The 12530-nt window shown below is 70.9% G+C and carries 8 protein-coding genes and 1 pseudogene; 7 read left to right on the top strand and 2 right to left on the bottom strand.

The genetic code is table 11. From position 1 onward, the window contains the following. Positions 1-112: 112 nt before the first annotated feature. The 5 genes and pseudogenes from ABZ267_RS07535 to cseC all read left to right on the top strand — a co-directional run bounded on the left by ABZ267_RS07535 (position 113) and on the right by cseC (position 4885). On the top strand, positions 113-1027 hold the full coding sequence (locus tag ABZ267_RS07535) for an A/G-specific adenine glycosylase (protein ID WP_356754350.1): 915 nt from the start codon (positions 113-115) through the stop codon (positions 1025-1027). Between the two features lie 147 nt (positions 1028-1174). Beyond that, positions 1175-1702 (top strand): annotated as a pseudogene (locus ABZ267_RS07530) (SigE family RNA polymerase sigma factor); the annotation flags it as partial. Between the two features lie 437 nt (positions 1703-2139). Further along, a complete protein-coding gene (locus ABZ267_RS07525; protein WP_356754352.1) occupies positions 2140-2790 on the top strand; it encodes a hypothetical protein in 651 nt (216 codons plus the stop codon). A gap of 18 nt (positions 2791-2808) precedes the next feature. Then, a complete protein-coding gene (cseB, locus tag ABZ267_RS07520) occupies positions 2809-3528 on the top strand; it encodes a two-component system response regulator CseB (protein ID WP_356754354.1) in 720 nt (239 codons plus the stop codon). Between the two features lie 34 nt (positions 3529-3562). Further along, positions 3563-4885 (top strand): two-component system sensor histidine kinase CseC, encoded by a 1323-nt coding sequence (cseC, locus tag ABZ267_RS07515; RefSeq protein WP_356754356.1) that lies wholly within the window; start codon positions 3563-3565, stop codon positions 4883-4885. Positions 4886-5088: 203 nt separating this feature from the next. Here cseC and ABZ267_RS07510 read toward each other — a convergent pair whose 3' ends face one another. Then, positions 5089-5802, bottom strand: a complete 714-nt coding sequence (locus ABZ267_RS07510; RefSeq protein WP_356754358.1) for a M23 family metallopeptidase — start codon at positions 5800-5802, stop codon at positions 5089-5091. Between the two features lie 457 nt (positions 5803-6259). Here ABZ267_RS07510 and ABZ267_RS07505 point away from each other — a divergent pair, with 457 nt between their 5' ends. Further along, entirely contained in the window at positions 6260-6616 is a 357-nt protein-coding gene (locus ABZ267_RS07505; protein ID WP_356754360.1) for a trypco2 family protein, read from the top strand. 2 nt (positions 6617-6618) lie between these two features. Further along, positions 6619-9873 carry an NACHT domain-containing protein gene (locus ABZ267_RS07500; protein WP_356754536.1) on the top strand — a complete coding sequence of 1085 codons (3255 nt, stop codon included), beginning with the start codon at positions 6619-6621 and terminating at the stop codon, positions 9871-9873. Positions 9874-9965: 92 nt separating this feature from the next. On the opposite strand, the gene ABZ267_RS07495 is transcribed toward ABZ267_RS07500, so the two are convergent. Then, positions 9966-12494, bottom strand: coding sequence for an ATP-dependent Clp protease ATP-binding subunit (locus ABZ267_RS07495; protein ID WP_151513002.1), 2529 nt, complete (start codon positions 12492-12494; stop codon positions 9966-9968). Between the last annotated feature and the right edge of the window lie 36 nt (positions 12495-12530).

Genomic DNA, 12530 nt, shown 5'->3' with positions numbered 1-12530 from the left:
GGCCACAGGGGACAGAACGGGTGGCGTTCTCACCCGCCGGGACCGCCGTGCGGCCCGACACCCCCGCACCCGTGACACCGCTCCCGCCTTCCGTGCCAGGATCGTCAGTGCCATGACTGCCATGACTTCGACTTCCCCCCAGACGCCCTCCGCCGCCGCCTCCCTCCACACGCCCGTCATCGGGTGGTTCGAGCAGCACGCCCGCGACCTTCCCTGGCGCCGCCCCGAAGCGGGCGCGTGGGGGGTGATGGTCAGCGAGTTCATGCTGCAGCAGACCCCGGTGAGCCGGGTCCTCCCGGTGTACGAACAGTGGCTCGCCCGCTGGCCCCGCCCCGCCGACCTGGCCGCCGAGGCGCCCGGTGAGGCGGTCCGCGCCTGGGGCCGGCTCGGCTACCCGCGCCGCGCGCTGCGCCTGCACGGGGCCGCGCAGGCGATAACGGAACGGCACGGCGGCGACGTACCGAGCGAGCACGGCCAGCTGCTGGCGCTGCCCGGGATCGGCGAGTACACGGCGGCGGCCGTGGCCTCGTTCGCGTACGGGCAGCGGCACGCGGTGCTCGACACGAACGTCCGCCGGGTGTTCGCCCGCGCCGCGAGCGGCATCCAGTACCCGCCGAACGCGACCACCGCCGCCGAGCGCAAGCTCGCCCGGGCCCTGCTGCCGGACGAGGACGAGCGCGCGGCCCGGTGGGCGGCGGCCACGATGGAGCTCGGCGCGCTCGTGTGCACCGCGCGCAACGAGAGCTGTGAGCGCTGCCCGATCGCCTCGCAGTGCGCGTGGTTGCTGGCCGGGAAGCCCGCGCACGAAGGGCCGCCGCGCAAGGGCCAGACGTACGCGGGGACCGACCGGCAGGTGCGGGGCCGGTTGCTCGCGGTGTTGCGGGACGCGCTCGCTCCCGTACCGCAGGCAGCTCTGGACGCGGTGTGGGAGGAGCCGGTGCAGCGGGCCCGGGCGCTGGACGGGCTGGTCGCCGACGGTCTCGTGGAACCGCTGGCCGACGGCCGGTACCGGCTGCCGCTGACCTGACGCTCCGAGCGCCTCGCCCGGCGCTGTTACACAACCGATGGACAGCCGTGCGTCGGCGTACGGCTGCTCCGCACAGCTCCGTGACAACGCCTCCGTAGCGTCTCCGACAGCAGCACACGGGGATTCACGGGGACGGAGGCGGTTGTCATGGCGCAGGGCGAGGTGCTCGCATTCGAGGACTACGTACGCACACGGCAGGAGGCGCTGCTGCGCAGCGCACGGCGCCTGGTCCCCGACCCCGTCGACGCCCAGGACCTCCTCCAGACCGCGCTGGTGCGGACGTACGGCCGCTGGGACGGCATCGCCGACAAGTCGCTCGCCGACGCCTACCTGCGCCGCGTCATGATCAACACCCGTACGGAGTGGTGGCGGGCGCGCAAGCTGGACGAGGTGCCCACCGAGCAGCTGCCCGACGCGAGCGTGGACGACGGCAGCGAGCAGCGCGCGGACCGGGCCCTGCTGATGGACATCCTCGGGATCCTGGCTCCGAAGCAGCGCAGCGTCGTCGTACTGCGACACTGGGAGCAGATGAGTACGGAGGAGACGGCGGCGGCGCTCGGCATGTCGGCCGGTACGGTCAAGAGCACGCTGCACCGGGCGCTGGCCCGGCTCCGGCAGGAGCTGGAGAGCCGGGAGCTGACCAGCCGCGAGGCGGTCGCCCGGGAGACCGGTGGCCGCCGAGAGGCCGAGGCACGGCGGGAGGCCGTCAGTGCCCGCGAGGCTGCGAGTGCCCGGACGTCCGGGAACCAGCGGCGGGCAGAGAGCGTCCCGGAGACCGGGAACACGCGGCGGAACGGAAGCGTCCGGAGCGCGGCGCCCGCCGCCACCGGCCGGGTTCCGGCCCAGCGGACGAGGGTCACGGCCAACACGGCGGCGGTCACCTCCGGCGCGACGGCGACCACCTCCACCACGGCGGCGGTCACCTCGGTCACGGCGGCGCGGGGACACACAGCGGCGCTCCGCGACGGGCGTCACGACGAGCGGGGGCGGGAGCGGTGCGCGGCCTGACAGCCAGCAGCGACGGCAGCAGCGAGCACGGCGGGAGCGGTCGGACCGGTGACGACGGAGGCTCCTCCGGGAGACCCCGTCGGAACTGCGGGTTCCGGGCAGGTGTGGCGGCGAGTGGTACGGCCCTGGCCGGACTCGCCGCCTTCGGGCTGTTCTGCGTCGGCTGCGCCACCGGCGGCACCGGTACCCGCGACGAGGGCCCCGCCGGCAGCCAGCCCGTAGCCCAGGTCTCGCCGCGGCCCACCATCTCCGGCACGACCCCGCCCACCCGGCGCGTCGACGTCGTGGCCCTTCTCAAGAGCGACCCGATCGTGAGCGAGCGGGTCCGGGAAGGGCTCCAGCCCTGCGCCGGCAAGGCCTACCCGGTCGACACCTCGTACGGCAGGATGACCGGCGGCCCGTCCGCCGACGTGGTGGTCAACGTGATGAGCTGCGCCGACTCGGTCGGGCTGGGCACGTACGTCTACCGGGCCCGCGAGGACGGTTCGTACGAGAACGTCTTCATGGCCGAGGTGCCGGCCGTCTACGGAACCATCGACCGCGGCGACCTCGTCGTGACCACGCAGATCTACGGCTCGAAGGATCCGCTGGCCTATCCGTCCGGCTCCGAAGTGGTCACCTACCGTTGGGCCGACGAGCGCTTCACCGAGCACGACCGGGTGCACAACGACTTCAGCCGTGCCGTCGACGGCGGCGACATCGAGGCGCCCACGCAGGCGGAACCGGTGGAACCGGCCGACCCGAGCGGGAACTGAAAGCGAGACGCAACGTCCATGGCCGAGACCCACGTCCTCTTCGTCGAGGACGACGATGTCATCCGTGAGGCCACCCAGCTCGCCCTGGAGCGGGTCGGCTTCACGGTCACCGCGATGCCCGACGGGCTCTCCGGCCTGGAGGCCTTCCGCGCCGACCGGCCGGACATCGCGCTGCTCGACGTGATGGTGCCCGGGCTCGACGGCGTGAGCCTGTGCCGCCGTATCCGGGACGAGTCGACCGTACCGGTGATCATGCTCTCCGCGCGGGCCAACTCCATCGACGTGGTGCTCGGCCTGGAGGCCGGCGCGGACGACTACGTCACCAAGCCGTTCGACGGCGCGGTCCTCGTCGCCCGCATCCGCGCCGTGCTGCGCCGCTTCGGCCACGCGGCCGGGCCGGAAGGCGCGGGCCAGGGCCAAGGCGGTACGGAAGGAGAGGCCGCAGGGCTCGGCGGGGTGCTGGTCTTCGGTGACCTGGAGGTCGACACGGACGGCATGGAGGTGCGGCGTGGCGGTGAGCAGGTGGCACTGACGCCGACCGAGATGCGGCTGCTGCTGGAGTTCTCCTCCGCGCCCGGCACCGTCCTCTCCCGCGACAAGCTCCTGGAGCGGGTCTGGGACTACGGCTGGGGCGGCGACACCCGGGTCGTGGACGTCCACGTCCAGCGGCTGCGCACCAAGATCGGCCAGGACCGGATCGAGACGGTCCGCGGCTTCGGCTACAAGCTGCGCGGATGAGGCGGCTCCAGGTGAGGCGGCCGGTGAGGTGCCCATGAAGCGGCTGGCGCTGCGGACCGGCGTCCGCTGGAAGATCAGCGTCGCCATCGCCGCGGTCGGCGCGCTCATCGCGGTGGCGCTGAGCCTCGTCGTCCACAACGCGGCCCGCGTCTCGATGATCGAGAACGCGCGCGAGGTGCAGCTGGAGCGGCTGCTCGGCGCGCAGCGGTTCTACGAGGCGACGAGCATGCAGAAGAACGGGCCGAAGTTCGGCGCGAAGCTCAACGACCCCGCCATCCCGCCGAGCCTGCGCGACGAGGTCCGCAAGAACCGCCGGGCCACACACGTCGCGGAGACCGCCGACGGCGTGCCCGACGTGTGGGCGGCCGTGCCGCTGGCCAACGGGGACGTGCTCTCGCTGCACACCCGGTTCGCGGACCGTTCCGCCACGATCATGGACGACCTGGACCGGGCGCTGATCATCGGATCGGTCTCCGTCGTCTTCGGCGGCTGCGCGCTCGGCGTCCTCATCGGCGGCCAGCTCTCGCGCCGGCTGCGCAAGGCGGCGGCCGCGGCGGGCCGGGTCGCCGAGGGCCACACCGACGTACGGGTCCGCGAGGCGGTCGGCGGAGTCGTCCGCGACGAGACGGACGAGCTGGCACGGGCGGTCGACGCGCTGACCGACGCGCTGAACGAGCGGATCGAGGCGGAGCGCCGGGTCACCGCGGACATCGCCCACGAGCTGCGGACTCCGGTGACCGGCCTGCTCACGGCGGCCGAGCTGCTGCCGCCGGGCCGCCCGACCGAGCTGGTACGGGACCGGGCGCAGGCGATGCGGACGCTGGTCGAGGACGTGCTGGAGGTGGCCCGGCTGGACAGCGCCTCGGAGCGGGCGGAACTTCAGGAGCTGCCGCTCGGCGAGTTCGTCAGCCGGCGGATCGCGTCGCTGGACCCGGACGTGACCGTGCAGGTGGTGCACGAGTCGTGGGTCTCCACGGACCCACGCCGCCTGGAACGCATCCTCGGCAACCTCCTCGGCAACGCCGCCAAGCACGGCTCCACGCCGGTGGAGGTCACGGTGGAGGGCCGGGTGGTACGGGTCCGGGACCACGGTCCGGGGTTCCCGGAGGAGCTGCTGCGGGACGGGCCGAGCCGGTTCCGTACGGGGTCGATGGACCGGGCCGGGCACGGGCACGGGCTGGGTCTGACGATCGCGGCGGGCCAGGCGCGGGTGCTGGGGGCCCGGCTGACCTTCCGGAACGCGGGGCCGGTGGGTGCGGTGGAAGGCACGGGCGGAGCGATCGCGGTGCTGTGGCTGCCGGAACACGCGCCGACGGCGACGGGCAGCTTTCCGATGCTGCGGACGGCGGAGGGATGAGGCCCGTCCCTGCGTGGCGTGCGACAACGCCGACGGCGACCCCGAGGAGTCAGCCATGAGGCTGTCCTCGACGTCGCCGTCGGTCGGGTGACCCGGGCGCACGCCCCGGGTACCGGGGTGTAACGGGTCCACTGAACTCTCTTCGGTTGTGCTGCGCGACCGCCGGGTCTCTCCGGCAGGTCCGCGCGGTTACGCCGGCCGGATCAGATGGAGACGTGCACCGAGCGGAGGAACGCGGCCGGGTTGAGCGCCGAGCCGTAGTTCGGGCTGGTGCGGATCTCGAAGTGCAGGTGCGGGCCGCTGGAGTTGCCGGTGTTGCCGGACAGAGCGATCTTCTCGCCCGTCTTGACCTGCTCGCCAATCCTCACGTTGACCTTCGACAGGTGCGCGTACTGCGAGAACTTGCCGTTGGAGTGCTTGATCACGATGGCGTTGCCGTACGCCGGGCCGTCGCCGGCGCCGTTCGGGCCGGCCTTCACGACGGTGCCGGTGTGGGCGGCGGTGACCGGGGTGCCGATCGGCACGGCGAAGTCCTGGCCGGAGTGCTTGGCGGCCCAGCGGGCGCCGCCGGTGCCGTAGCTGGCGGTCAGCGTGTACTTCTTGACCGGGGTCTTCCAGGAGGCGGCGTTCTTCTTGGCCGCCTTCTTCTTGTCCTCGGCCTTCTTCTTCGCGTCGGAGGCCTTCTTGGCCGCCGTCTTCTTGGCCGTCTCGGCGGCCTTGCTCTGCGCGGCCGCCTGCTGGGCGACCGACTCGGCGGCACTGCCCGCGGCGAGCGGGGCGGCGGCGTCGGCGTTGCCGGCCGCGAACGCCGAGCCCGCACCCAGCACCACGGACGCTCCCAGGCCGGCGGCCAGGACGGCGCCACGGATGCGGGAGGCGGACGGGTGGATGGTGTGCTGGTTCGTTGCGCGCTTCATACGGTGAAGTCCTCCGAAGGTGAGTGGACCCGGCGTGCTGTCCGGGCTTGCTCCACCTTGGTAACCCGCACCCCAGCCGATGCTCAAACACCCCGTCTACGAAGAAAAGCCGTAGAGAGGGGGCCGGGAATTCGTCTCGGTTGTCCCGTTTCAGGAGGTGGGACCGAGCGACGAAATCCCTCACCCGAATGTGGTTTAAACGCTGTTCTGCGGGCACTTTTCCGGACATGGCACCGTGAAAGGGCCGTATCGGCCGCCTCGTGGTCCCGACCTGCTTCCGCCGGGCCGAAGGTCCCTCATCCTGCTTCGGCGCCATCTCCTAGCACGGGTAGTAGGCCTGTTTCGGCCTGTGCGCCTTGTCACCGCCGGTGGGACCTAAGTCCGTCCGATTCGGGACCTTCGGCCCGCTCCATCACTACGCTGACGGGACAGCGGATCCGCATCTTGGGGGAACACCATGACGGCCGAGAACACCCATGACCTGGACGGCATCGAGCTCGCCGATGCCGTCGAATCCATCCGCAACCAGCTGGTGGAGGCGGCCTCACGAGCCACGGGCCGACCGCTGGCCTTCGCGGTCGGGGACATCCAGATGGAGTTCACCCTGGAACTCCGCAAGGAGGCCAAGGCGGGCGGAAAGGTGAGGGCCTGGGTGGTCGAGGCGGGCGCGGACGCGTCCCGGGCCACGGGCCGCACGCACAAGGTGGCCTTCACGCTGAGCCCGCGGAACACGGTGACCGGGGAGGCGTGGGAGGTGGGGACGGAGGATGACGGGTCCACGGCGGGGTTCGGTGAGGGGGCGGGTCGGCCGTGAGCATGTCGTACATACGCCTCACCCAGCCCGCCGACCGTACGGTGGCGGTCTTCGGCGCCCGCCAGGGCAGCGGCGTGCTCCTCACCGAGCGGCTGGTGCTGACCTGCGCCCATGTCGTCGGGACCGGCACCGCCCAGGTGGCCCACCCCGCCAACCGGGACCGTACCCGGGCCACCGTCGCCTGGCACGACCCCGGCCTGGACGCGGCTCTCCTCCTGGCCGACGAACCGGTGCGGCCGGTGGCGCCCGCCCGGCTGGGCGTGGTGAGCACCCACCAGGCGATTCCCGGGTGCGAGATCACGGGCTTCCCCAGCGTCCAGCGCTACGGCCCCGACCGGCGGCTGGAAGCGGACCAGTACACGGCGACGGTCCTGCCCCTGGCCGGCCGGCTCCGTGACCTGCTGGTCTGCGAGCTGGACGCCCCACCCGCCGCCCGTCCGGACGACGAGGCACCGGCCCTGTCCGGCCTTTCCGGCGGCCCGGTCTTCGCCGGAGACGTCCTTCTGGGCATCGCCCGGCAGATCCCGCTCCAGCGGGACGGCCGACGGGTGGAGTGCGTTGCGCTCGGCCCGATCGTCGATGCCGAGTCCTTCGCGCAGACCTACCGCAGGACCGGCGAGCTGTTCCGGGAGGAACGCGTCTACGGCAACTTCCCGGCAGACCTGCGGTACGAGGCGGAGTACGCACAGGCGCTGGGCGTCGCGTACCGCCGCACGAAGGTCTTCGGCCTGGACGAGCTGAGGCGGCACGACTCCGAGTGGGACCTGGACACGGCCTACCTCAGCCTGGAGGCCCTGGCCGAGAACCGCGACGCCCAGAGCCCTCCCCTCCCCCAGCGCATCGACACACTCCTCACCGACCGTCCCCGGGTCCTGCTGCGCGGCGAGGCGGGTGTCGGCAAGACGACCCTGCTCTCGTGGCTGGCCGCGCACGCTTCGGCCCGCACCCTGGACGCCGGCCTGGCCCCCTTGAACGGGCTCGTCCCGTTCGTCGTGCCACTGCGCACCCTGCGAAACCGTGGAGGGACGTTCCCGGGCCCGGCGGAGCTGTCGGGCTCGGCAGGTCTGGTGATCGACACGGCCCCGGAGGGGTGGGCGGGCCGGGTCCTGGTGTCCGGGCGGGCCCTTCTGCTGGTGGACGGGCTGGACGAGGTGCTGCCGGAGGAGCGTGAGCAGGCGTACACCTGGCTGTCGCAGCTCCTGGCCCGCTACCCGGAGACCCGGTGCGTGGTCACCGTACGGCCGCTCGCCGTCGAGACGGACTGGCTACGGTCGGAGGGATTCGCGGATATGCAGCTGCTGAAGATGCGGAACGCGGATATCCAGGCATTCCTGACCTTGTGGCACCGGGCTGCGCGGTTGTCCGAGCCGGACGACGCCGAGGCATTGGACGAACTGGAACGCGACCTGTCCCGCCAGTTCGAGCAGAACCCCGCACTGCGTGACCTCGCCCGTACGCCGTTGCTCTGCGCGGTCATCTGCGCCCTGCACCGCCATCGTGAAGGTTTCCTCCCGGAGACCCGGTGGCAGCTGTACCGCTCGGCCCTGGAGATGCTACTCGGCAACCGCGACCGCCTCCGCCGGGTCGGGGACCCCGAGGGCATCGGGCTGGCGGTCGAGGAACACACGCAGTTACTCCAACGGATCGCGGTGCGGCTGGTGCGCGAGGGCCAGCTGGAGTTCACGCGGGCGCAAGGGCTGCGCCAGATCTGCCGGGCGCTGGCGGGGATGGAGCGGGTCGCCGAGCAGGGTCCGCCGGAGAAGATCCTGACCCACCTGCTCAACCGGATCGGCCTGCTCCAGGAATCCCGGGACGGCACCTACCAGTTCATCCACCGGACGTTCCAGGACTACCTGGCCGCGAAGGAGTTCGTCGAGGACGACTACATCAAGGAGCTGGTGCTCAACTCCGGCCACGAACGCTGGCAGGACGTGATCCTCCTGGCCGCTGGACACTGCGACCGCCGCCAGCTCGGCGTCCTGGTGCTGGGTCTGCTGGACGCCGGCCTGGCCCATCGGGAGGGGACCCGGCAGCGCTCCTTCCTCCACGTGCTGGCCGCCCTGTGCGCGCAGCATGCCGCCTGGCTGGACGGTTCCGTACGGGAACGGGTTCGGGCGAGTGTCGCAGCTCTGTTCCCGCCGGCCGGTGACGAACAACGCAAGACACTGGCGCGGCTCGGGCAGGAAGCGCTCGCGGTCCTCCCGCAGCCGGACAGCGTCCCGGTCGACGGCACGATCGCCGAAGAGGCCGTGCGGCTCCTCTGCCTGATCGGAGGCGAGGCGACGATCCCGGCCGCCAAGGCATGGGCCCGCGCACACCCCGGCCTGGGCGGAACGATGGCGGACGGTTGGAACGCCTTCCCGCCCGAGGCGTTCGCCCGCGAGGTGCTGAGCCACTACCGCCTGGCTGGGACGACGGTCACCGTCGCCGACCCGCGGGAGGCGAAAGCCCTACGCCAACTGCCGTCCGCCGACGCACTCGCCGTCGGAGGTGTTTTCTCCGAGTCGGAACTGAGCGAGGCATTCCACGACAGGGCCGTGACTTTCCTCGTCATCGCCGAGAACCCCTCGATCCGCGACCTTTCCGCGCTGCGCTCGTGCGCCGAGAGCCTGTCGCACCTCTTCCTCCGCGCCTGTCCGCGGATAGACGACCTGGGCCCACTGAGGGAACTGAGGGCCCTCCTGTCCCTGAAGCTGGACCTTCCGCACCTTCCAACGGCGCTCCTGGCCCCGCTGACGGACCTCCCGTGCCTGGCCTCGTTGGGGCTGACCAGCGCGGATGTAGGGAGACTCAGCGAGCTACCCGCGTTCGTGCAGGTGAGGCGTCTGGCGCTGGAGACCGGGCAACCCGTGACCCTGGACGCCCTGGATGCCTGGCCGGCGCTGACCGCCCTGGAGCTCGTGACCGCTGACGCGTCCTTCGACACCCTCGCGGTCCTGCGGGACCATCCGCGGATCACCCGACTCGAATTGACGGGGTTCCCCCGGCACTCTCCGGGGCCGACGACCGTAGATCTGGCGTCCATCACCGATCTGACCGTGCCACCGCCTCCGGCGAGCGAGAACCTGAAGTCCGTCCTGCGCGCTTTCCCCGCGCTTACCCGCCTGTCCCTCCGCGTGCCCGGCGCGGCCGAGGAGGTGGATCTCACCGCGCTGCGTGACCGGCCTGGTGTTCACGTGACCGTCGACGGACCAGTCGGATTGCCCCTCGTCGGGGCGGAGGAGCTGGGCGACCGACTGAAGGTCACCGCTTCCTGAGCGCACAAAAAGGGGCTGCCCCGGAACCGGTACGAATACCGGTTCCGGGGCAGCCCCTTCACACACGCTCGGGCTCACGCCCTACAAACGCGTCACGCGTCCTTCGAAAGGTTCGGACCCGCGCCGCCTGCCGCCTGCTCGATCGGGGGGACGTCGGGCAGAGCCGACTTCTCCTCGCCGCGGAACGAGAACTTCTTCTCGTCGCCCTCGCCCTCCACGCCGACGACCACGATGTGACCGGGGCGCAGCTCGCCGAAGAGGATCTTCTCGGAGAGGATGTCCTCGATCTCGCGCTGGATCGTCCGGCGCAGCGGCCGGGCGCCCATCACGGGGTCGTAGCCCTTCTTCGCCAGGAGCGACTTGGCCTCGGAGCTGAGCTCGATGCCCATGTCGCGGTCCTTGAGACGCTCGTCGACCTTGGCGAGCATGAGGTCGACGATCTGGATGATGTCTTCCTCGGTCAGCTGGTGGAAGACCACCGTGTCGTCGACACGGTTGAGGAATTCCGGCCGGAAGTGCTGCTTAAGCTCTTCGTTGACCTTGACCTTCATGCGCTCGTAGTTGGTCTTGACGTCGCCCTGGGCGGCGAAGCCCAGGTTGAAGCCCTTGGAGATGTCCCGGGTCCCGAGGTTGGTCGTCATGATGATGACCGTGTTCTTGAAGTCCACGACCCGGCCCTGGGAGTCGGTCAGGCGACCGTCCTCCAGGATCTGGAGCAGGGAATTGAAGATATCGGGGTGGGCCTTCTCGACCTCGTCGAAGAGGACGACGGAGAACGGCTTGCGGCGCACCTTCTCGGTGAGCTGGCCGCCCTCCTCGTACCCCACGTAACCGGGAGGCGAACCGAAGAGGCGGGAAACCGTGTGCTTCTCGCTGAACTCCGACATGTCGAGGGAGATCAGCGCGTCCTCGTCGCCGAAGAGGAATTCGGCGAGCGTCTTGGAGAGCTCCGTCTTACCGACACCGGACGGGCCGGCGAAGATGAACGAGCCACCGGGGCGCTTCGGGTCCTTCAGGCCGGCTCGCGTACGGCGGATCGCCTGCGAGAGGGCCTTGATGGCGTCCTTCTGGCCGATGACGCGCTTGTGGAGCTCGTCCTCCATGCGCAGCAGACGGGAGGACTCCTCCTCCGTCAGCTTGAAGACCGGGATACCGGTCGCCGTGGCCAGGACTTCGGCGATGAGCTCGCCGTCGACCTCGGCGACGACGTCCATGTCGCCGGCCTTCCACTCCTTCTCGCGCTTGGCCTTCGCCGCCAGCAGCTGCTTCTCCTTGTCGCGGAGGGAGGCTGCCTTCTCGAAGTCCTGGGAGTCGATGGCCGACTCCTTGTCGCGGCGGACACCCGCGATCTTCTCGTCGAACTCGCGGAGGTCCGGCGGCGCGGTCATCCGGCGGATGCGCATCCGGGAACCGGCCTCGTCGATCAGGTCGATCGCCTTGTCCGGCAGGAAGCGGTCCGAGATGTACCGGTCGGCCAGGGTCGCGGCCTGGACGAGGGCCTCGTCCGTGATGGAGACCCGGTGGTGGGCCTCGTAACGGTCGCGCAGGCCCTTCAGGATCTCGATGGTGTGCGGCAGCGACGGCTCCGCGACCTGGATCGGCTGGAAGCGGCGCTCGAGGGCCGCGTCCTTCTCCAGGTGCTTGCGGTACTCGTCGAGCGTGGTGGCACCGATGGTCTGGAGCTCGCCTCGCGCCAGCATCGGCTTCAGGATCGAAGCCGCGTCGATGGCGCCCTCCGCGGCACCCGCACCGACGAGCGTGTGGAGCTCGTCGATGAACAGGATGATGTCGCCGCGGGTGCGGATCTCCTTGAGGACCTTCTTCAGGCGCTCCTCGAAGTCACCCCGGTACCGCGAACCGGCGACCAGGGCGCCGAGGTCCAGGGTGTAGAGGTGCTTGTCCTTGAGGGTCTCGGGCACCTCGCCCTTGACGATCGCCTGGGCCAGGCCCTCGACGACCGCCGTCTTGCCGACGCCGGGCTCGCCGATGAGGACCGGGTTGTTCTTGGTCCGGCGGGACAGCACCTGCATGACCCGCTCGATCTCCTTCTCGCGCCCGATGACCGGGTCGAGCTTGGATTCACGAGCGGCCTGGGTGAGGTTCCGGCCGAACTGGTCGAGCACCAGGGAGGTGGAGGGTGTGCCCTCCGCGGGGCCGCCTGCGGCCGCCGTCTCCTTGCCGCCCGAGTACCCGGAAAGCAGCTGGATGACCTGCTGCCGGACCCGGTTCAGGTCGGCGCCCAGCTTCACGAGGACCTGGGCGGCGACGCCCTCGCCCTCGCGGATCAGGCCGAGCAGGATGTGCTCGGTGCCGATGTAGTTGTGGCCCAGCTGAAGGGCCTCGCGGAGCGACAGCTCCAGGACCTTCTTGGCTCGCGGGGTGAAGGGGATGTGCCCGGAAGGAGCCTGCTGCCCCTGCCCGATGATCTCCTCCACCTGCTGGCGGACCGCCTCGAGCGAAATCCCGAGGCTCTCCAGGGCCTTAGCGGCGACACCCTCACCCTCATGGATCAGGCCCAGGAGGATGTGCTCGGTGCCGATGTAGTTGTGGTTGAGCATCCGGGCTTCTTCCTGAGCCAGGACGACAACCCGCCGCGCGCGGTCGGTGAACCTCTCGAACATCGTTAATCGCTCCTCAGAGCGGTCGGTCAGTGAGGG

The sequence above is a fragment of the Streptomyces sp. NPDC006174 genome, from assembly GCF_040614075.1.
Taxonomy (GTDB): Bacteria; Actinomycetota; Actinomycetes; order Streptomycetales; family Streptomycetaceae; genus Streptomyces.
Note: the sequence above shows the minus strand (reverse complement) of the source record. Positions and strands in the feature narration are given on the sequence as shown.

Excerpts from the sequence above, each read along its gene's own strand:
- ABZ267_RS07535 (WP_356754350.1), top strand. The coding sequence starts at position 113 with ATGACTGCCATGACTTCGACTTCCCCCCAGACGCCCTCCGCCGCCGCC.
- ABZ267_RS07500 (WP_356754536.1), top strand. The coding sequence starts at position 6,619 with ATGTCGTACATACGCCTCACCCAGCCCGCCGACCGTACGGTGGCGGTC.
- ABZ267_RS07505 (WP_356754360.1), top strand. The coding sequence starts at position 6,260 with ATGACGGCCGAGAACACCCATGACCTGGACGGCATCGAGCTCGCCGAT.
- ABZ267_RS07495 (WP_151513002.1), bottom strand. The coding sequence starts at position 12,494 with ATGTTCGAGAGGTTCACCGACCGCGCGCGGCGGGTTGTCGTCCTGGCT.
- ABZ267_RS07510 (WP_356754358.1), bottom strand. The coding sequence starts at position 5,802 with ATGAAGCGCGCAACGAACCAGCACACCATCCACCCGTCCGCCTCCCGC.
- cseB (WP_356754354.1), top strand. The coding sequence starts at position 2,809 with ATGGCCGAGACCCACGTCCTCTTCGTCGAGGACGACGATGTCATCCGT.
- cseC (WP_356754356.1), top strand. The coding sequence starts at position 3,563 with ATGAAGCGGCTGGCGCTGCGGACCGGCGTCCGCTGGAAGATCAGCGTC.